19 protein-coding genes are annotated in these 20,039 nt (G+C 67.6%); 11 read left to right on the forward strand and 8 right to left on the reverse strand.

Annotated features, from left to right (window positions below):
• The first annotated feature begins 64 nt into the window (after window positions 1-64).
• From V2S85_RS21580 to V2S85_RS21590, 3 genes are read left to right on the forward strand one after another with little or no spacing between them, the layout of a single operon-like run.
• The gene (locus V2S85_RS21580) at window positions 65-2,305 is read left to right on the forward strand and encodes a fused MFS/spermidine synthase (RefSeq protein ID WP_330704888.1); all 2,241 of its coding nucleotides are present in this window, start codon (window positions 65-67) and stop codon (window positions 2,303-2,305) included.
• Window positions 2,302-2,862 carry a gamma carbonic anhydrase family protein gene (locus tag V2S85_RS21585; RefSeq protein ID WP_330704873.1) on the forward strand — a complete coding sequence of 187 codons (561 nt, stop codon included), beginning with the start codon at window positions 2,302-2,304 and terminating at the stop codon, window positions 2,860-2,862. Before V2S85_RS21580 ends, V2S85_RS21585 begins: the two co-directional genes overlap by 4 nt.
• Window positions 2,862-3,140 (forward strand): DUF167 domain-containing protein, encoded by a 279-nt coding sequence (locus V2S85_RS21590; RefSeq protein WP_330704874.1) that lies wholly within the window; start codon window positions 2,862-2,864, stop codon window positions 3,138-3,140. Before V2S85_RS21585 ends, V2S85_RS21590 begins: the two co-directional genes overlap by 1 nt.
• A 143-nt stretch (window positions 3,141-3,283) precedes the next feature.
• Here V2S85_RS21590 and V2S85_RS21595 read toward each other — a convergent pair whose 3' ends face one another.
• From V2S85_RS21595 to V2S85_RS21615, 5 genes are all read right to left on the reverse strand, one after another.
• The gene (locus tag V2S85_RS21595; protein ID WP_330704875.1) at window positions 3,284-3,682 is read right to left on the reverse strand and encodes a group II truncated hemoglobin; all 399 of its coding nucleotides are present in this window, start codon (window positions 3,680-3,682) and stop codon (window positions 3,284-3,286) included.
• Between the two features lie 152 nt (window positions 3,683-3,834).
• A complete protein-coding gene (locus V2S85_RS21600) occupies window positions 3,835-5,427 on the reverse strand; it encodes a cisplatin damage response ATP-dependent DNA ligase (protein WP_330704876.1) in 1,593 nt (530 codons plus the stop codon).
• 186 nt (window positions 5,428-5,613) lie between these two features.
• Window positions 5,614-6,618, reverse strand: a complete 1,005-nt coding sequence (locus V2S85_RS21605; RefSeq protein ID WP_330704877.1) for a ligase-associated DNA damage response exonuclease — start codon at window positions 6,616-6,618, stop codon at window positions 5,614-5,616.
• 169 nt (window positions 6,619-6,787) lie between these two features.
• Window positions 6,788-9,160: an ATP-dependent Clp protease ATP-binding subunit ClpA gene (gene clpA, locus V2S85_RS21610; protein WP_036525608.1), complete on the reverse strand. Its 2,373-nt coding sequence runs from the start codon at window positions 9,158-9,160 to the stop codon at window positions 6,788-6,790.
• A 173-nt stretch (window positions 9,161-9,333) separates the two neighbouring features.
• Window positions 9,334-9,552 carry a DUF1192 domain-containing protein gene (locus tag V2S85_RS21615; protein WP_008831392.1) on the reverse strand — a complete coding sequence of 73 codons (219 nt, stop codon included), beginning with the start codon at window positions 9,550-9,552 and terminating at the stop codon, window positions 9,334-9,336.
• 140 nt (window positions 9,553-9,692) lie between these two features.
• On the opposite strand from V2S85_RS21615, the gene V2S85_RS21620 reads away from it, so the two are divergent.
• From V2S85_RS21620 to V2S85_RS21645, 6 genes are all read left to right on the forward strand, one after another.
• The gene (locus tag V2S85_RS21620; RefSeq protein ID WP_330704878.1) at window positions 9,693-10,958 is read left to right on the forward strand and encodes a murein hydrolase activator EnvC family protein; all 1,266 of its coding nucleotides are present in this window, start codon (window positions 9,693-9,695) and stop codon (window positions 10,956-10,958) included.
• 155 nt (window positions 10,959-11,113) lie between these two features.
• Window positions 11,114-12,484, forward strand: coding sequence for a S41 family peptidase (locus tag V2S85_RS21625; RefSeq protein ID WP_330704879.1), 1,371 nt, complete (start codon window positions 11,114-11,116; stop codon window positions 12,482-12,484).
• A gap of 19 nt (window positions 12,485-12,503) precedes the next feature.
• The gene (locus V2S85_RS21630) at window positions 12,504-12,998 is read left to right on the forward strand and encodes a disulfide bond formation protein B (RefSeq protein ID WP_330704880.1); all 495 of its coding nucleotides are present in this window, start codon (window positions 12,504-12,506) and stop codon (window positions 12,996-12,998) included.
• Window position 12,999: 1 nt separating this feature from the next.
• Window positions 13,000-13,533, forward strand: coding sequence for a demethoxyubiquinone hydroxylase family protein (locus tag V2S85_RS21635; RefSeq protein WP_330704881.1), 534 nt, complete (start codon window positions 13,000-13,002; stop codon window positions 13,531-13,533).
• An 87-nt stretch (window positions 13,534-13,620) separates the two neighbouring features.
• A complete protein-coding gene (locus tag V2S85_RS21640; protein WP_330704882.1) occupies window positions 13,621-14,214 on the forward strand; it encodes a hypothetical protein in 594 nt (197 codons plus the stop codon).
• Window positions 14,215-14,452: 238 nt separating this feature from the next.
• Entirely contained in the window at window positions 14,453-15,307 is an 855-nt protein-coding gene (locus V2S85_RS21645) for a sulfite exporter TauE/SafE family protein (protein ID WP_330704883.1), read from the forward strand.
• 167 nt (window positions 15,308-15,474) lie between these two features.
• On the opposite strand, the gene fabI is transcribed toward V2S85_RS21645, so the two are convergent.
• The 3 genes from fabI to V2S85_RS21660 are packed head-to-tail and all read right to left on the reverse strand — an operon-like array spanning window position 15,475 to window position 18,166.
• Window positions 15,475-16,278: an enoyl-ACP reductase FabI gene (fabI, locus tag V2S85_RS21650; RefSeq protein WP_036525594.1), complete on the reverse strand. Its 804-nt coding sequence runs from the start codon at window positions 16,276-16,278 to the stop codon at window positions 15,475-15,477.
• 21 nt (window positions 16,279-16,299) lie between these two features.
• On the reverse strand, window positions 16,300-17,241 hold the full coding sequence (locus V2S85_RS21655; protein ID WP_271182632.1) for a YihY/virulence factor BrkB family protein: 942 nt from the start codon (window positions 17,239-17,241) through the stop codon (window positions 16,300-16,302).
• Window positions 17,231-18,166, reverse strand: a complete 936-nt coding sequence (locus V2S85_RS21660) for a DnaJ C-terminal domain-containing protein (RefSeq protein ID WP_330704884.1) — start codon at window positions 18,164-18,166, stop codon at window positions 17,231-17,233. The genes V2S85_RS21655 and V2S85_RS21660 overlap by 11 nt, the downstream gene beginning before the upstream one ends.
• Window positions 18,167-18,336: 170 nt before the next feature.
• Here V2S85_RS21660 and pdxH point away from each other — a divergent pair, with 170 nt between their 5' ends.
• Together pdxH and V2S85_RS21670 are read left to right on the forward strand one after the other, a co-directional pair.
• The gene (pdxH, locus tag V2S85_RS21665) at window positions 18,337-18,960 is read left to right on the forward strand and encodes a pyridoxamine 5'-phosphate oxidase (RefSeq protein ID WP_330704885.1); all 624 of its coding nucleotides are present in this window, start codon (window positions 18,337-18,339) and stop codon (window positions 18,958-18,960) included.
• Window positions 18,957-19,892 (forward strand): cation diffusion facilitator family transporter, encoded by a 936-nt coding sequence (locus tag V2S85_RS21670; protein WP_330704886.1) that lies wholly within the window; start codon window positions 18,957-18,959, stop codon window positions 19,890-19,892. Before pdxH ends, V2S85_RS21670 begins: the two co-directional genes overlap by 4 nt.
• The last annotated feature ends 147 nt before the right edge of the window (window positions 19,893-20,039 follow it).

Consider the following 20,039-nt stretch of genomic DNA (forward strand, 5'->3'; position numbering starts at 1 on the left):
AGCGAAGCAATGACGAGTGAAGGTCTATCCTTCCCTGCCGGCACCACGTACCTGTCTTGCCGCAATGACCGATACCGCCGAGCACATGCTGCAAACCGCCCGGACAACCCCGCCACGCCGCGGGCTGTTCGTCGCCACCATCCTCGTCGGCAGTTTCCTGCTGTTCCTCGTGCAGCCGATGGTGGCGCGCATGGCGCTGCCCCGGCTCGGCGGCGCGCCGAACGTGTGGAACAGCGCGATGCTGGTCTATCAGGCGCTGCTGCTGGCGGGGTACGCCTATGCGCACTGGCTCGGCCGGTTCGCGCTGAAGCGGCAGGCGATGATTCACCTCGCGCTGCTACTGGTCGCCGCGCTGACCTTGCCGGTGGGCCTGATCGACATGCCGCGCATCGCCGGGCTGCCCGAGGCCGCATGGGTGCCATTGCTACTGGGCGCGAGCATCGGTCCGGTATTCTTCGTCGTCTCCGCGCAGGCGCCGCTGATGCAGCGCTGGTTCGCCGCTGCGCCCGAAGCGGGTGCGCCTTGGGCGCTCTACGCCGCCTCCAACCTCGGGAGCTTCGCGGGGCTCATCGCCTATCCGCTGCTGGCCGAGCCGCTGCTGAGCGTGCGGTTGCAGAGCCTCGCGTGGTCCGGCGGCTTCGCCGTGCTGGTGCTGCTGATCGCGCTGGCCGGGTTCAGCCGCCGCAATACCCCCGCGCCGATCGCACAGGCCCACGCTTCGGAGCGCATCCCCGCCCGCACCATCGGCCTGTGGCTGGCGCTGTCGGCAGTACCCTCGGGGCTGATGCTCTCGACCACCACGCATCTCACCACCGACATCTTCGCGATGCCGCTGCTCTGGGTGATCCCGCTCGGGCTCTACCTGCTGAGCTTCGTGATCGCGTTCTCCGACCGGCGCGGGCCCGCCAACGTCGTCAGCCGCGTGGCGCCGGTCGTGGTGCTGTTCATGGGCAGCTACGCGATGCTGTCGAATGGCTCGGGCACCTTGTGGGCGGTGGCGGGCACCTGCCTGCTGCTGCTCTGCGTGGCGACGGCGCTGCACGCGCGGCTCTACGACCTGAGGCCGGGAGAGGCGCAGCTTACCCGCTTCTACCTCGTCATGTCGGCGGGCGGAGCGCTCGGCGGCGTGTTCACCGCGCTGATCGCGCCGCTGGTGTTCGACTGGGCCTGGGAGCACCCGCTGCTGGTCCTCGCCGCCGCACTGCTGATGCCGCTGCGCCCGCTGCTGAACTGGCGCGACAGCACCGATATGGAGCCTGGCATGGCGCGCATCGCGCTGACCGTGGTGCTGCTCTTCGCAGGTTTCCTCGGCTGGGAACTGCTGGAGACGATGCTCGACCCGGAAGAGGCGCTGTTCAGCCTGATGCTGACGGTGTTCCTCGTCGGCCTCGGGATCATGGTGATGGCCTGGCGCTGGGGCTTCGCGGCGGTGCTGCTGATCGCGATGGTCGGGCAGGGCGGCTTCTGGACCATGCGCGCGACGCTGGAGCATGAGCGCACCCGCAGCTATTTCGGCATCTATACCCTGCGCGACGGTTCGGACGGCAAGTATCGCACGCTGGCCCACGGCACTACGTTGCACGGCATGCAGGCGCTCGATCCCGCGCACACGCACGATGCGCTGACCTACTACGGTCCCGGCTCCGGCGTCGCCCTCGCGCTGGCGGCAGTACCCGCCATCGAGGGGCCGCAGGCGCGCGTGGGCGTCGTCGGACTCGGCACCGGCTCGCTCGCCTGCCGCTCGCAGCGGGGGCAGGACTGGACCTTCTTCGAGATCGACCCGGTGGTGCTGCGCTTCTCCACGACGCGGCAGTTCACCTTCCTCAAGGACTGCACCCCCAAGGCCCGCGTGGTGATCGGCGATGCCCGGCTGGAACTGGCACACGTCGCGCCGCGCAGCTTCGAGGTGCTGGTGATCGACGCCTTCTCCTCCGATGCCATCCCCATGCACCTGCTGACGACCGAGGCGCTGGCGGTCTACCGCCGTGCGCTGACGCCGGGGGGCCTGCTGATCCTGCACATCTCCAACCGCTACATCGACCTTGCGCCGGTGGTCGGCGCCAATGCGCGAGCGAGCGGGCTGCAGGCGCTTTCGCGGCTGGACTTTCCCGAGGACGAAGTGCGCTACACCCCCTCGCGCTGGATCGCGCTTTCGGCGGACCGGGCCGTGCTCGACAGGCTTGCAAGGCAGCGCCCGGATGCCCCATGGAGCAAGCTCGAAGAACGGGCGCCGGAACCCTGGACGGACGATCACGCTTCCATCCTGCCGTATGTCCGCTGGAGCAGGCTGACGGGGAATCCATGACCGACCGTAACGACATCACGATCGCGCCTTTCAATGGCAAGATGCCGCGTATCCATTCCAGCGCCTTCATCGCGCCCGGCTGCCGCATCATCGGCGACGTCGAGATCGGCCCCGACGCCAGCATCTGGTACAACTGCGTGATCCGCGCCGACGTCAACCGCGTGGTCATCGGCGCGCGCACCAACATCCAGGACGGCACCGTCGTCCACTGCGACAGCCCCAAGCCCTCACGCCCCGAAGGCTACGCCACCATCATCGGCGAGGACGTGCTGATCGGCCACATGGTCATGCTGCACGGCTGCACGCTGGAGGACCGCGCCTTCATCGGCCTCGGCGCGATCGTGATGGACGGCTCCTATGTCGAGAGCGACGGCATGCTGGCGGCGGGCTCGCAGCTCACCGGCAAGCGCATCGGTGCTCGCCAGCTCTGGATGGGCCGCCCGGCAAAGTACCTGCGCGATCTGACCGACGAGGCCGTTGTCGCCAATCAGGCGGGCGTGAAGGGCTATGTCCTCAATGGCCGCCTGCATGCCGAGGCGCTCGGGCTGAACGGCTGATGGCGCGGCCCAAGGCAGCGCTGCCCGATGCCGGAGCGCTGCGGGCGCTAATCGATGCCGACGGCGCGCTGGCTCTGCGGGTGACGCCGGGCGCCAAAGTTGAAGCGTTGGAAATCGCCGGGAACCGCCTCACCGCCAAAGTCCGCGCGCAGCCGGAGGGCGGCAAGGCCAATGCCGCCGTGCGCGACCTGCTCGCCCGCGCGCTGGGCGTGGCGCCCTCGCGGCTGGAACTGCTGCGCGGCGCAACCTCGCGTGAGAAGCAGTTCCGGGTGAACTGATGCGGGTTCCTCCCCGAGCTTGTCTCGGGGAGGGGGACCGCCGCCGCAGGCGGTGGTGGAGGGGGAGGAGGCGGGAAATTCCCCCTCCGTCACCGACTTCGTCGGCGCCACCTCCCCGAGCAAGCTCAGGGAGGAACACGGACCTACCGCCCCATCCCGCGCGCCAGCCTGCCGAGCACTTCGCGCATCGACGCCGCGATTTCCGCAGGCTCCGGCGCGACGTCGGTGATGGCGCGCTCCATCGCCTCGGCCCACTGGTTCGCCGTCAGCGGGTCGATGGTGAAGGGCGCGTGCAGGCTCACCATGCAGCGGCCGGGGTTCTCCTCGAACCAGTCGCGCGGGCCGCCTGCCCATCCGGCGAGGAACTTCGGCAGCGAGGCTCGCATCGCCGTCAGGTCCGCCGCATGCATCGCGCGCAACTCGGCATAGGCCGGGTCGCTGTCCATCAGGTCGTAGAAGCGGTTGGCGATCGCCTCGAACACCGGCGCGCCGCCGAGGCGGTGGTAGGGGGTGTCCGGGACATCGACGATCTGGGCGGTCAAGGGGTCTCTCCGTTCATCCTCTCGTCATTGCGAACGCAGCGAAGCAATCCAGAGCCGCGTAAACTGCCCTGGATTGCTTCGCTGCGTTCGCAATGACGAAATGGGGGCTATGCTTGTCTGCCGTGCATGGTTCAAGCGCGCATTGATCGCGGTCAATCGCGGATCAGGGCGCGCAAAGTCTCGATGCGGTCGGCCTCGTGCGCGGGCTTGTCGGCGCGGATGCGGCTGATGCGGGGGAAACGCATGGCGACTCCGGACTTGTGGCGCTTGCTGGCGTGGACCGAATCAAAAGCCACCTCGAACACCAGCGACTTGTCCGTCTCGCGCACCGGGCCGAAGCGGCCCACGGTGTGATTGCGCACGTGGCGATCAAGCCACTTCAGTTCCTCGTCGGTGAAACCGAAGTAGGCCTTGCCCACCGGCAGCAGCTCCGCGCCGGTATCGGGATCGCCGTCCCAGCAGCCGAACGTATAGTCCGAATAGAACGAACTGCGCTTGCCCGAGCCGCGCTGGGCATACATCAGCACGCAGTCGATCAGCAGCGGATCGCGCTTCCACTTGTACCACAGCCCGGTCTTGCGCCCCGCGACATAGGGACTGTCCCGCCGCTTGAGCATCACCCCCTCGATCGCATCGTCGCGCGCGCGTTCACGGATGGCGGACAGGTCGGCGAAGTCGGCGGCGGGGATCACGGTGGAGATGTCGAACCGGTCGGCGGGCAGGCGCGGAAGCAGCGCCTCCAGCGCGGCGCGGCGCTGACTCCAGGGGAGCGGGCGCAAGTCCTGCCCCTCCAGGATCAGCACGTCATAGAGGCGCACGAAGGCGGGATATTCCTCGCGCATCTTCTTCGAGACGGTCTTGCGCCCGAGGCGCTGCTGCAAGGCGTTGAAGCTGGCCGCGCCGCCCTCTTCGCCGCCCTGATGGGCACCGCGCACCAGCAGTTCGCCGTCCAGCACGCCGTCGATATGCAGCGCTTCGGCGACCTCGGGAAAGGTGGCGGAAATGTCGTCGCCGGAGCGGGAGTAGACGCGCGTTTCTCCGCCCGCACGGACCACCTGCACACGGATGCCGTCCCACTTCCACTCGGCAGCATAGTCGGCCAGATCGATCTCGGTGTCCTCCAGCCCATGCGCCAGCATGAAGGGCCGGAACAGCGGCAGATCTTCGGAATTGGGAGGCTCGGCACCGTGCGCGGCCCAGTCGAACAGCGGGGCATAAGGCGGCGTCTGGCCGTGCCAGTGCTCCTCCACATCCTCCACCGCGACGTCGAAAGCCTGCGCGAAAGCCGTCTTGGCGAGACGCGCCGAAATGCCGATGCGCATCGCCCCGGTGGCCAGCTTGAGCAGGGCATAGCGGCCGTTCGCATCCAGCCGGTCGAGCAGCTTCGGCAATTCCACCATGACATTGGCGCGCGTCATGCGGGAAAGCGCATCCACCGCCTCGGACACCGTAGGCGGAGAGGGTGCCTCCGCCGGTTCGGGCCAGAGCAGGCTGGCGGTCTCGGCGGAATCGCCCACATATTCGCGGCTGAGCGTCCAGAGCACCGGGTCGATCCGCTCGGTCAGCAGATTGCGGATGGTGGAACTCTTCACTGCCGGGAAATCGAGTCCATCGGTCAGCGCGGCGAGCGCCCAGCCGCGATCCGGGTCGGGCGTGTCGCGCAGGTAGTCGGCCAGCAGCTTGAGCTTGGCGTTGCGGCTGCGGGTGTAGACCAGCGCATCGAGAAGGGCGGCGAAGTGTTCCATCAGGAAAGAGAAGTTCTGGGGCCATCGCCCCAGACCCCCATAGCGTCGAGGGCACGCGCGCAGCCTCGTTTTGCGCTCACTTCGAGCCGGGAGACAAATAGCCTGCGGCGCCATGTGGGGTTGAGGCGGCTGCATGCGCGAGGACGACAGTAATGGGGTCTGGGGCAATGGCCCCAGGACTTCTCTTCAATCATCTTCATCCTCATACCCCACCAGAGCCAGCGCCCGCGCCTTCCTCTGGTTCAACTCGCACCAGCGCAGCATGGCTTCCTCGCGCCCGTGCGTGATCCATGTCTCGGCGGGGTTCACGTCCACCACGGTCTGCGTCAGTTCGTCCCAGTCCGCGTGGTCGGAGATCACCAGCGGCAGTTCGACCATCCGCTGCCGGGCCCGCTGGCGTACCCGCATCCAGCCGGAGGCCATCGCCGTGATCGGATCGGGCAGGCGGCGGCTCCAGCGGTCATTGAGCGCCGAGGGCGGGGCGACGATTACCGCGCCGATCAGCTGCTCTTTGGTGGCGTCCGACACCAGCCGCAGGTCGCCCAGATCGATGCCCCATTCTTCATACAGTCGGCACATCCGCTCCATCGCGCCGTGGAGCCAGATCGTGTCCTGGTGCCCGGCGCGGCGCAGTTCGGCGATCAGGCGCTGTGCCTTGCCCAGCGCATAGGCACCGACCAGCACGCAGCGCTCCGGATTGGCGGCGAGGGCCGAGAGCAGCTTGGCGATCTCCTCCTCCACCGGCGGGTGGCGGAAGACGGGGAGGCCGAAGGTCGCCTCGGTGACGAGCACGTCGCAAGGGGTGACCTCGAAGGGCGGGCAGGTGGGATCGGCGCGGCGCTTGAAATCGCCGGTGACGATGATCCGCTCGCCCGCGTGCTCCAGCAGGATCTGCGCGGAGCCGAGGACATGTCCGGCGGGAATCCAGGTGGCGTGGACTTTGCCCGGCAGGGCGATGCGCGTTCCGTAGGGGACGGGCACCGCGCCTTCCTCGGTGGCGTAGCGCAGTTTCATGATGGCGAGGGTTTCGGGGGTGGCGAAGGTCGCGCCATGGCCGCCGCGGGCGTGGTCGGCATGGCCGTGAGTCACCAGCGCGCGATCGACGGGGCGGGCCGGGTCGATCCAGCAGTCGGCGGGGACGACGTGGATGCCCCAGGGCTCGGGTCTGATCCAGGAGAAATCGCGGGGCATGTCATGAAAATGGGGCGGGAACCGCGTGGTTCCCGCCCCAATGTCTCAATGTGGCGCAGACCCTTCGACAAGCTCAGGGTGAGCGGTGTTGGTGTAAGGCCGCTATCCCCTCCTCCCGCTCAGGCTGAGCTTGTCGAAGCCCCCTGCGTCGGGAAGTGAGCAATGACCCTCAATCGTCGGCGTTGGTATCCGCCTGCGGACCGGGCTTCTTCGCCCGCTTCACCGGCACCTTCTTCTTGGTCTTGGACACCTTGGGCGCCGAGGGAGTCAGTTCGAAGTTCAGCGCGTTCTCCTTGACCGAGACGTGCACTTCGCCGCCGTGCGCCAGCTTGCCGAACAGCAGTTCTTCCGCCAGCGGCTGCTTGACCTTCTCCTGGATCACGCGGCCCATCGGGCGGGCGCCGTAGAGCTTGTCGTAGCCCTTGTCGCCCAGCCAGCTGCGTGCGTCCGAATCGAACTGGATGTGGACGTTCTGGTCGGCCAGCTGCAGTTCCAGCTGGAGGATGAACTTGTCCACGACCCGGCTGATGGTGTCCTTGGCGAGGTACGCGAAGGGCACGATCGCATCGAGGCGGTTGCGGAATTCGGGGGTGAACATCTGCTTCACCGCTTCCTCGCCGGCATCCTCCTTCGAGGTGTCGCCGAAGCCGATGCCCTGCTTGGCCATGTCCGAGGCGCCCGCGTTGGTGGTCATGATGAGCACCACGTTGCGGAAATCGACGGTCTTGCCGTGGTGATCGGTCAGGCGGCCGTTGTCCATCACCTGCAGCAGGATGTTGAACAGGTCGGGGTGCGCCTTCTCGATCTCGTCGAGCAGGAGAACGCAGTGCGGGTTCTGGTCGATCGCGTCGGTCAGAAGGCCGCCCTGATCGAAGCCGACATAGCCCGGAGGCGCACCGATCAGGCGGCTGACCGAATGACGCTCCATGTATTCGGACATGTCGAAGCGCTTCAGCTCGATGCCCATGATGCTGGCGAGCTGGCGGGCCACTTCGGTCTTGCCGACACCCGTAGGCCCGCTGAACAGGAACGAGCCGATCGGCTTGTCCGGATCGCGCAGGCCAGCGCGGCTCAGCTTCATCGCGGTGGCGAGGAGGCCGATCGCCTTGTCCTGGCCGAACACCACGCGCTTCAGGTCACGCTCGAGGTTCTCCAGCGCCTTCTTGTCGTCGGACGAGACCGACTTGGGCGGGATGCGGGCCATCGTCGCGATGACCTGCTCGATCTCGCGCGCGGTGATGGTCTTCTTGCGGCGGCTGGGCGGCAGCAGCATCTGCATCGCGCCGACTTCGTCGATCACGTCGATCGCCTTGTCGGGCAGCTTGCGGTCGTTGATGTAGCGGGCCGAAAGCTCCACCGCCGTCTTGATCGCGTCGGGCGTGTACTTGACGCGGTGGTGATCCTCGAACGCGGTGCGCAGACCCTTGAGGATCTTGATGGTATCCTCGACCGTGGGCTCGTTCACGTCGATCTTCTGGAACCGGCGCAGCAGGGCGCGGTCCTTCTCGAAGTGGTTGCGGAACTCCTTGTAGGTGGTCGAGCCGATGCAGCGGATCGTCCCGCCCGACAGCGCGGGCTTGAGCAGGTTCGAGGCGTCCATCGCGCCGCCGCTGGTGGCGCCGGCACCGATCACCGTGTGGATCTCGTCGATGAAGAGGACCGCGTGCGGCATCTTCTCCAGTTCGGAGACGACCTGCTTCAGACGCTCTTCGAAGTCGCCGCGATAGCGGGTGCCGGCCAGCAGGCTGCCCATGTCGAGCGAGTAGATCACCGCCTCGGTCAGCACTTCGGGCACTTCGCCCTCGACGATCTTGCGCGCCAGGCCTTCGGCGATGGCCGTCTTGCCCACACCCGGATCGCCCACGTAGAGCGGGTTGTTCTTGGAGCGGCGGCAGAGGATCTGGATCGTGCGGTCCACTTCGGGGCCGCGGCCGATCAGCGGATCGACCTTGCCCGCCAGCGCCTTCTCGTTGAGGTTGACGGTGAACTGGTCGAGCGCGGAGTCCTTCTTGTTGGCGGACGCCTTTGCCTCCGCCTTGTCCTCGGGCGTGGGCGGGGTCTCGTCGGACGAGCCCTTGGCGGTGCGATCCTCGATCCGCTTGCCGCCCTTGCCGATGCCGTGGCTGATGTAGCTGACGGCGTCGAGGCGGCTCATGTCCTGCTGCTGCAGGAAGTAGACCGCGTACGAATCCCGCTCCGAGAACAGCGCGACGAGCACGTTGGCGCCGGTCACGGTGTCCTTGCCGGACGACTGCACGTGCAGGATCGCGCGCTGGATCACGCGCTGGAAACCGGCGGTCGGGGCGGGATCGCCCTTTTCCTCGGTCTTGAGCGACTGGTATTCCTGATCGAGATACTGGCGCACCACGTCGCCCAGATCGCCGAGGTCCACGCCGCAGGCCTGCATGACCTGCGCCGCGTCGGTGTCGTCGATCAGCGCGAGCAGCAGGTGCTCGAGCGTCGCGTACTCGTGGCTCCGCTCAGACGCGTGAGACAGAGCCGAGTGCAGGGTCTTTTCAAGGCTTTGGGCGAAACTTGGCATTTAGGCGACCTTCATCGTGAGGGACGGCTCTCCCGGGAGGTTCCCGGCCCGCAGGGGAGATTGGCGGGTCAGGGTTACGAGGTTGATATAGGGACGTTCAGGATGGTTGCGAGGGTGGCCATGGGAGTAAGCGCCCGAGGTCGCCCGAAGGCTGCCAGAGGAGGCTGCGATTCTCAAGATGATCGCGGCCTGAACAGGGCGTCCGCCGCGAGGCGGTGAGCCGATGATGCGTTCCGGTGCGCGCGGATGCGGGCGATCTCGGTTTCGAGAAGCGCAACCCGCGCGTCGAGTTCGTCCAGCGAATAGCGATCGAGGCTTTCACCGGCGAGGTGGCTGGCGGCTCCGAAGTCGCCCTCGGATGACCGCCGCAGAGGTCGGTCTTCTTCGTCCATTGCGGTGCAGCATCGGACTGGATTTCGGCGGTGTCAATGGGGCGTTGGTGCGGGGTGTGGATGGCGCCGTCGTCCCTCGGGCGGGGGAATGGCGATTTCCTCTCTTCCCGCCCGACTCGGCCTGCCCTAACACCGGTTTCGTGAAGCGCGTTTCCCGTACCGTCCTGACATGTGCCGCGCTCGGCTCGGCGATTTTCGCCACGCGTGCGCTGACGCAGCAGGGCGGACTGGCGGTGCTCGATCCGGCGGTCGATGCCCGGCAGGCACAGGCGGACATGCTCGCCGCGCGGCGCGAGGGTGCGGCGGCGGGCAAGCGGGCCCAGAAGCTGGAGGCGCGCGCACGGCAGGTCTCCGAACAGGCCGAAGTCACCGCGCGGGAGGCCGCCGCCGTCGCCGCGCGAATCCAGGAAACCGATGCACAGATCGCCGTCCAGCGCGCGCAAGTCCGGCTGATCGCCTCGCAGCGGGCGGGATTGCGGGCACAGCTGGCGCAGAAGCAGGGCCCGCTCGCGCGGCTGACGGGATCGTTGCAGCGCCTGTCGCGGCGGCCGCCGCTATTGGCGCTGCTGCGGCCGGGCTCGGTGCGCGACGCGGTCTACATGCGTGCGCTGCTCGACACGATGCTGCCCGAGGTGGAGAAGCGCACGCGCTCGCTGCGCACCGCGATCGAGCGCGGCCGGGCGCTGGAGCAGCAGGCGCAGGCCGCCGCCGCCGGGCTGCAGCAGGCGCAGGCGCAGATGCGCGAGCGGCGCGGGCAACTGGCGACGATCGAATCGCGCCAGCGGCTGGCCGGGCGCGAGGCCAGCGGCATCGCCGCGCGCGAAAGCGAGCGGGCGCTGGCGCTGGCCGAAAAGGCGCGCGACCTTGGCGACCTGGTGCAGCAGATGGGGCGGCAGGGCGCCTTGCGGGCGCAGCTGGCGGCGCTGCCCGGCCCGGTCATGCGGCCGGCCCGGCCCGAGGACGCGCAAGTCATCGGCGGCGCCCAGTTTACCTCAGGCCAGTTCACCTCGGGCCAGTTCACCCCGCTGCCCGAGGGGCTGGCCAGCTACATGCTGCCGGTGACGGGGCGGCTGCTCACCGGTTTCGGCGAGGAAGCGCCGGGGCAGGCGCGCTCGAACGGGCTGGTCCTGACCCCGCGCGAGCATGCCCAGGCGGTATCGCCGGCAGCCGGCCGGGTCGCCTTCGCGGGCCCCTATCGCGGGTACCAGAGCATCGTCATCGTCGAGCACGCCGGCGGCTGGACCTCGCTGGTCACCGGCCTTGCGCGGCTGGACGTGGCGGTGGGAGACGAGCTTGTCGCCGGCTCTCCGCTGGGCGTCACCGGGCCGGGCGCGCCGCGCGTCATGGTGGAGCTGCGGCGCGACGGGGTGCCGGTCAATCCGCTGCAGTACATCCGGCCGTTATGATGTGCTTTCGCGCAAGCGCGCCGATGCATCCTATATGAAGGCATGTGCCGCGTTCCGCTGGCGTTCACGCCGATCGGACGATAGGATGACAGTCAAGAACCCCCAAGTCCCGCGCCCGCGCGCCGGACCGATGAAGTGAAGAGGCATCTCGCCCGATGAAGATTGTCCCGTTCCTGCGCCCCCAGGTCTTCAGGGCCGCGCTGCTGGTTTCCGCCGTGGCCGTGCTGCCGGTCGCCACATCGGGCCTCTCTGCGGTGGACACGCGCACCAGCCACGAGTTCGACAAGCTCTTCACCATCTACCAGATCGTCAAGGACAACTACGTCGACCAGGTGAGCGACGACAAGTTGCTCAAGGGCGCGATCGACGGCATGCTGGCCAGCCTCGATCCGCATTCGAACTACCTCGACGGCCAGTCGCTGCAGCGGCTGGAGACGATGATCGACGGCAAGTACACCGGCCTCGGCCTCTCGGTGGTCGAAGATGACGGCGCGGTGAAGATCGTCTCGCCGTTCAAGGGCAGCCCGGCCGACAAGGCGGGCCTCAAGGCCGGCGACTACATCACGCACCTCGACGGCGTGCTCTATTACGAGCGTGACCTGGACGAGGCGGTGGCCAAGATGCGCGGCACGGCGGGCACCTCGATCCGCCTGACGATCTTCCGCCCCGGCCGCGACGAGCCGTTCGACGTCACCGTGACACGCGGCGTGATCGAGCTTGAGCCGGTGACCTGGGAATTCAAGGACAACGTCGGCGTGATCTCGGTGAACGAGTTCTCGCGCGATGTCGGCAACGACGTCAACGGCGCGATCGCCGACTTGCGCAAGCAGGCGGCGGTCAAGGGCGGCAAGCTGACCGGCCTCGTGCTCGACTTGCGCTCCAACCCCGGCGGTTCGCTGGACGAGGCGGTGGCGCTGTCCGACTTGTTCCTGGACCATGGCGACATCGTCTCGCAGCGCGGGCGCAATGCCAACGAGAACCAGTTCTACCGCGCCGAATCGGTGTTCAAGGGCGACGTCGCCAAGGGCATGCCGGTGGTGGTGCTGGTGGACGCGGGATCGGCCTCGGCCTCGGAGATCGTCGCGGGCGCGCTGCAGGACCAGCACCGCGCGGTCATCATGGGCGAGCGCACGTTCGGCAAGGGTTCGGTCCAGTCGTTCCTGCCGCTCGACCAGAACAGCGCGATCAAGATCACCACCGCACGCTACTACACGCCTTCGGGCCATTCGGTGCAGGAGGGCGGGATCACGCCCGACATCAAGGTGCCGCAGCTGTCCGACCCCGATGCCCGCGCCCGGGCCGAGCGGGCGGTGCGCGAATCCGACTTGCGCGGCCACCTCATCAACGAGGCGGCGCTCAAGGACAAGGATCTGGAAACCGACAAGCAGGACGATCCGCGCTTCAAGGTCTCCGCCGCCGAACTGGAGAAGCAGGGGATCAAGGACTTCCAGCTGCACTACGCGATCTCGACGCTGCAGCGGACCGCCGGCAAGCCCGCGCTCGCCGCCGCCTCGGCCAAGAACTGACGGACGGGGGCAGGACCACATGGCCGTTTCCGTAGCCGCACCCGTGCGCGCCGCCCGCTGGCTGGCGCTGGGGGTTCCCGTCATCGCGCTCGGCGGGGCTCTGGTCAGCCAGTACGTTTTCGGCCTCCACCCTTGCGAGATGTGCTGGTGGCAGCGCTATCCGCATGCGGCCGCGATCGTGCTGGCGGCGCTGGCGTTCTTCTGGCGCCCGGTGCGGCCGCTGGTCGCAGTGGCGGCTCTGGCGATCCTGGTGTCCGGCCTGATCGGCGGCTTTCACGCCGGCGTCGAATACGGCTGGTGGGAAGGCATGACCGCCTGCACCGCCAGCCCGGTGGCGGCGGGCGGCGATCCGCTCGACGCGATCATGAACGCACCGATCATCCGCTGCGACGTGGCGCCGTGGAGCCTCTTCGGCATTTCGCTGGCGGGGTGGAACTTCCTGTTGTCGACCCTGGGCGCGCTCGCGACTTTCGCGCTGATCGCGCGTAGCGGCAACGCTGCCGGAAAGGCTTGAGATGAATGCGATGACAAAGGGCTTCTCCAGCACGTCCGAGCGGATGCTGCGGGTGGATCAGGCGGGCGAGTTCGGCGCCACCCGCATCTACGCGGGGCAGCTGGCGGTGATGGGCACGCGCGGGCCGCATTCCACCGAGATCGCCACCATGGCCGAACAGGAAGCCGTCCATCAGGCGAAATTCGATGCCATGATCGCAGAGCGCGGCGTTCGTCCCACCCTGCTGCAGCCGGTGTGGTCGGTGGCGGGCTTCGCGCTTGGCGCGGCGACGGCGCTGATCGGCCCGGAGGCGGCGATGGCCTGCACCGCCGCGATCGAGACCGAGATCGACCGCCACTATACCCAGCAGCTCGAGGAACTGGGCGACGAGGATCCCGAACTGGGCGCCGCGATCGAAAAGTTCCGCGACGAGGAGCGCGAGCACCGCGACGCCGCGCTGGCGGCGGGGGCCGAAAAGGCCCCGGCCTATCCGCTGCTGTTCCACGCGATCCGCATGGGCTGCCGCGTCGCCATCAAGCTGTCGGAACGGATCTGACCTTTCGCGGGTTGAGCGCTTAAGCTGTCGTTCAACCCGCCCACGTCCTATATCGGGTGCGATACCGCGATTTCTCTGGAGCCATCGATGACCCGCCTCCTCCTTTCCGCCGCCGCCCTCGCCATCTCGCTGGCGGCCGCGCCTGCCTTCGCGCAGGATGCGGGCCAGAATGCGGAATTGTCCGATCCGGGCGGGGAGAAGGTCAACCAGCTCATCGTCTACGGCAACGATGTCTGCCCGGAGTCCGCTTCCGGAGAGATCACCGTCTGCGCCCGCAAGCCCGAGGAGGAGCGCTACCGCATTCCCGAGCCGCTGCGTGGTCTCGACCAGCCGCAGTCGGAAGCCTGGGCCAACAAGGTGCAGGCCTACGAGACGGTGGGCAAGTTCGGTACGCTCAGCTGTTCGCCGGTCGGCGCGGGCGGTTCGCTGGGCTGCACGCAGCAGCTCATCAACAAGGCCTATGCCGAGAAGGCGAACGGTTCGGAAGTGCGCTTCAGCGAACTGATCCAGGCCGAGCGCGAGAAGCGCCTGTCCACCATCGATGCCGACGCCGCGGCCGACCAGGCGCGCGTCGAAGAGGCGGAAAAAGCCTACTTCGAGCAGCGCAAGCGGCAGGCGGCCGAGCAGGACGCCGCCGAGGGCGCGGCAGGCGCCGACAAGACCACCAGCCCGGCGAAGTGATCGTCAGGGCATAAGGCCCACGTCGTCATTACGAGCTTAGCGAAGCAACCCAGGGCGGTCTTGAACTGCCCTAGGTTGCTTCGCTAAGCTCGTAATGACGAAAAGGGGGGAATTGCGCTTTGGGCGCTGCCACGAAGCCCTTCTTCACCCCCTGAAATCCTAAATCCGCTTGTCTTGCGCCCGCAAACCGGCTGGAACGGCGCGCGATGGGACGCCAGGTTAAGGATAAGGGTACGCAATGGGCCTGACGGGTTCGATCGACATCTTCCACGCCGTCGCGGGATTGCTGGTCGGCACGCTGGTCGGGCTGACCGGCGTGGGCGGCGGCTCGTTGATGACGCCGCTGCTGGTGCTGCTGTTCGGCGTCAGCGCCAAGACGGCGGTGGGCACCGACCTCCTCTTCGCCGCCATCACCAAGATCGCCGGATCGGCCGTCCACGGCTCACGCGAGTCGGTGGAATGGAAGATCGTGCGGCGGATGGCGCTGGGCAGCGTGCCCGCCGCCGTGCTGACGCTGCTGGTGATGGCCAGCGTGGGCAAGGTCGGCGACGGTACCGAGCATGTCATCCTGGTCTCCCTGGCAAGCCTGCTGGCGCTGACCTCGCTGGCGGTGATCGGGCGCAAGTGGCTGTTCCGCCATGCCCACGACGGCGATGCGGTGCGCTCTCCCGGCGTCGAGATCGGCGGGACGGTGGCGCTCGGCGCGCTGATCGGCGTGGCCGTCTCGGTGTCCTCGGTGGGCGCGGGCGCGATCGGGGTGACGGTGCTGCTGGTGCTCTACCCGAGGCTGCCGGTGGCGCGCATCGTCGGCTCCGACATCGCCCACGCCGTGCCGCTGACGCTGATCGCCGGCACCGGGCACTGGGTCATGGGCGACGTCAACGGTACGCTGCTGACCAACCTGCTGATCGGCTCGATCCCCGGCGTGGTGATCGGCAGCTACTTGTCCTCGCGCGCGCCGGACCGGATCCTGCAGCCACTGCTGGCCCTCGTGCTCGCGGTGTCGTCGTGGCAGCTGTTCGTGAAGGCGAACACGCCCGAGAAGGTGAAGATCGAGGCGATCGCGCCGGCCAAGGCGGCGGAGGTTCGCTGAGGGGTTGCGTGCCGCTCGTCCTTCGACAAGCTCAGGATGAGCGGGGAGGGGTAGGCGTCATCCCTATCGACACCGCTCATGCTGAGCTTGTCGAAGCACCCTCGTTCTAACAAAAAGGCCGGAGCATCAGCCCCGGCCTTTTTCAATTCGTTAATCCGCGAGAGCCCTCAGGCCAGCGCGATATCCGGTGCGTCTTCCTGCTTCATGCCGACGAGGTGGTAACCCGAGTCCACATGATGCGTCTCGCCGGTCACGCCCGAGGACAAGTCCGACAGGAAGTACAGGCCCGAGCCGCCCACGTCCTCGATCGTGGTGTTGCGGCGCAGCGGCGAGTTCAGCTCGTTCCACTTGAGGATGTAGCGGAAGTCGCCGATGCCGCTGGCGGCCAGCGTCTTGATCGGGCCGGCCGAGATCGCGTTGACGCGGATGCCTTGCGGGCCGAGATCGTTGGCGAGGTACTTCACCGAGGCCTCAAGCGCTGCCTTGGCCACGCCCATGACGTTGTAGTGCGGCACGACCTTCTCGGCGCCGTAGTACGTCAGCGTCAGGATCGAGCCGCCATTCGGCATCATCGCCATCGCGCGCTTGGTCACGGCGACCAGCGAGTAGGCCGAGATGTTCATCGTCATCAGGAAGTTGTCGAGGCTGGTGTCGACATACTTGCCGCGCAGCTCGTTCTTGTCCGAGAAGCCGATGGCGTGGACCACGAAGTCGATCGTCTCCCAGCGCTCCGCCAGAGTGGCGAAGGCGGTGTCGATCGCGTCCATGTTCGACACGTCGCAGTCGATGAGGAAATCGGAGCCGAGGCTTTCCGCCAGCGGCCTCACCCGCTTGGCCAGCGCCTCGCCCTGATAGGCGAAGGCCAGTTCGGCCCCCTGTTCGTGCAGCTTCTTCGCGATACCCCAGGCCAGCGACTTGTCGTTGGCGAGGCCCATGATGAGCCCCCTCTTGCCGTGCATCAGACCGGTCATTCGTTTCTTCCTGTAACCACTTTAATCGTTGGGCCCGTTCGCCGGGCCGGAACCCGCGCCGAATTCCACAGGGACACCTGTACCCTCGTTCGCCTGCGCGAGCGCCGCGTTCAACTCCGCGCCTATGACCATCCCTAAGCCGACAAGCCAGAAAAAGAAAAGCGCGATCATCACTCCGGCGAGGCTTCCGTACGTCAAATCGTACATGAGGAAACTCTGCAACACTTTCGGCAGCGCCCAGGCGACCAGCAACCACCATAGCGTGACGAACGCCGCTCCGGGCCATTTGCGGTAGCGCCGCTTCTGGTATGCCGAAGGGGTGAGCAGATAGAACAGCAGATAGATCGAGACGAAAATGCCGCCTCCGCTCATCGCCGTAGTGAGCGCCATTTGCTCGGAAAGGCTGTCGAGCCTGGGGAATAGCGTCGCCAGCACCGTCTCGGCGGTCGAGAGCAGCACTTGCGAGGACAGCGAGATCAGTAGCAGCAGCACCGAGCCGAAAATCACCGCGCTCGACACCAGCCGGGATCGCCAGAAGCGGTGGCGCTTCTTCGCGTCGTAGGCGCGGTGGAGAATGTCGCGGATGGTCTCGATCAGGCTGCCCGAGGTCCACATGCCCAGGAACCCGCCGATCCACAGCAGCCAGCCGTGCCGGGCGGCGGCGACGTCGTGGGCGACCGGGCGCAGCACGTCACCCACGCGCGGAGGCAGGGCGCGCAGGATGGTGTCGATCGAGGCGCCCATCTGGTCCTGCTCGCCCAGCGCCGAGAGGATCGCGGCAAGGGCGATGAAGAAGGGGAACAGCGACAGCAGGCTCATGTAGGCAAGGTTGCCCGCGTGGATGAACCCGTCGTCCCAGGTGCCCGACACGACGCGGCCGATTACGCGGAATGTCCGGGTGCCCGGTCCCGCCTTGCGCCGCAGCTTTTTGCTCAGCGCTTCATGGTCAGGATCAGACGCCAAACTTCCCGCGCACGTCGCGGCTGTCGCTCCAGCCTTCGAGGCGGGCGGCGAGGTCTGCGTCCCCCTCGGGCAACGTGATCTGCAGGGTGATCAACTGGTCGCCGCGCGTGCCGTCCTTGCGCGTCATCCCGCGTCCCTTGAGACGCAGCGCCTTGCCCGAGCTGGAGCCCGCCGGAACCGAAAGAATCACCGCCCCCGAAGGCGTCGGCGCCTTGACCTTGGCACCGAGCAGCGCTTCGTCCAGCGTGATCGGCAGGTCGAGGCGCAAGTCGTCGCCGTCGCGCCGGAAGAAGGCGTGCGGCTGGATGTGGACGGTGACGGTGGCATCGCCATTGCCGCCGGGGCCGGGCTCGCCCTTGCCCGCAAGGCGCATCTGGGTGCCGTCCTCGACGCCCGCGGGCAGCTTGAGGTCGATGGTCTTGCCGTCGGACAGGGTGATGCGCTGGGGCTTCAGTTCCGCCGCGTCGGTCAGCGGCACGGCGAGGCGGTAGTTGACGTTGGCGCCCTTGGGCGCGGCGCGGCCCCGGCCGCCTCCCATGCCGCCCATCCCGGCGCGGCCGCCGCCACCGAAGATGCCGCCGAAGATGTCTTCGAGGTCGATCCCTTCCTCGGCGCCGAAACCGCCGCCGAAGCCGCGCTGGCCGCCGGGTCCGCCGCCATAGCCGCCTCCGCCGAAGCCGCCGCCGAAGGGGCTGGCCGGGTTGCCCTCGGCGTCGATCTCGCCCCGGTCGAACTGGGCGCGCTTGGTCTTGTCCGAAAGCAGGTCGTAGGCGCGCGTCACGTCGTTGAAGCGCGCGGCCGCCGCCGGGTTGTCCTTGTTGGTGTCGGGGTGGAGTTCCTTCGCCAGCTTGCGGTAGGCGGACTTGATGTCCTTTTCGCTCGCACCGCGGGGCACGCCAAGGGTGGTATAGGGATCTGCTGCCATGATGCCCCTAGCTAGGTTGCGTGGCGGGTTTGGACAAGCGCTCTCGCAGGTTGCGCGGAACGTTTGCGTTCCCTAGTTCGCACAGGAGACTTGTCCGCGATCAAGGCCATCTCCCGTGCAACCGGGCATCCGCGCAAGGGTTCCCATCTCGAAATGCAGGAATTCGCACAGTGACCATAGCGCATCCTTCCGAAACCGACGCCCGCGAGGTTATCCCGCATGGCGATCCCTTCGCGCTGTTCACGCAGTGGTACGATGAAGCGCGCGAGACGGAACCCAACGATTCCAACGCAATGGCACTCGCCACCGCGACCCCGGACGGCCAGCCTTCGGTGCGCATGGTTCTGCTGAAGGGCTACGACACCTCCGGCTTCGTGTTCTACACCAATGGCCACAGCCGCAAGGGGCAGGAGATCGCCGCCAACCCGCAGGTCGCGCTGCTGTTCCACTGGAAGAGCCTGCGCCGCCAGATCCGCATCGAAGGCACCCTCTCGCCCGTCAGCGAGGCCGAGGCCGAGGCGTATTTCCATTCGCGCGCCCGCGATTCGCAGCTGGGCGCAGTGGCGTCCGACCAGTCCGCCCCGCTCGATTCGCGTGAAACCTTCCTCGCCCGCTATGAGGACGTGCGTGCCCGCTTCGAGGGCGGCGAGGTCGAGCGTCCCGCGCACTGGGGCGGCTGGCGCGTGCGCCCGCAGGCGATGGAGTTCTGGCACGACCGCCCCTATCGCCTCCACGAGCGCCGCCGCTTCGCGCATGGCCCGGAAGGCTGGGCCAGTTCGCTGCTCTATCCGTGAGCGACGCCTCGGCCTCTTGGGGCGCTCTGAACCGCAGCGCAGCCTTCGCCAGCATCGGCGCGGCAACGTTGCTGATCGCGATCAAGGGCTGGGCGGCATGGTCCACCGGCTCCACCGCGATGCTGGGGAGCCTGGCCGACACCGCGCTCGACCTTGTCGCCAGCGTGGCGACCTTGCTGGGCGTGTGGATCGCCGCGCACCCGCCCGACGACAAGCACCGCTTCGGCCACGGCAAGGCCGAGGCGATCGCGGCGCTGTTCCAGATCGTGCTGATCTCGATCTCGGCGCTGGGCATCGCCGCGCGGGCGGTGGAGGATTTCTTCGCGGGCGCAAGGGTCGAGGCGGCGGGCACCGGCATCGGCGTCTCGATGGCGGCGATCGTTGTGACGTTCGCGCTGATCGCCTGGCAGCGCCATGTGATCCGCCGGACCGGCAGCCTCGCGATCGCGACCGACAGCGTGCATTATCAGTCGGACCTGCTGCTCAACGTCGCGGTGATCGCGGCGCTGGTGATCGACCAGTTTGCCGGGCTTGCCGGCGCCGACCCGCTGTTCGGTTTCGGCATCGCGCTGTGGCTGGCCTGGGGCGCCTGGAAGGCGTCCGAGGAGGTGCTCGACCAGCTGATGGACCACGAGTGGCCGGCGGAAAAGAAGGAGCGCTTCCTCGAGGTGCTCGCCCGCAATCCCGACATCACCGGCGTCCACGACTTGCGCACGCGCACGTCGGGTAACCGCGATTTCGTGCAGTTCCACGTCTGGGTCGACGCGAACATGACCGTGCGCGAGGCGCACAAGGTGATGGATGCGCTTGAGGAAAGGCTAAAAGCCGAGTTTCCCGGCACCGAAATCCTGATCCATCCCGACCCGGAAGGGCTTGTGGACGAGGCTGGGGATGCGGGGCTGGACGTGCTGCCGCCGATCCGGGTGGGGTAATGCAATTGTGGCGGCTTACGCCCCATTCCTCCCCCTTGGGGGAGGGGGACCATGCGAAGCATGGTGGAGGGGCACGCGGTGGATCGCCAGACCTCGATCGGCGGGCATTGGGAAGCGTATCAACGCGATGGCATGCAAACCGAGGGT

The sequence above is a fragment of the Novosphingobium resinovorum genome (assembly GCF_036352595.1).
In the GTDB taxonomy this organism is placed as follows: Bacteria; Pseudomonadota; Alphaproteobacteria; order Sphingomonadales; family Sphingomonadaceae; genus Novosphingobium; species Novosphingobium resinovorum_B.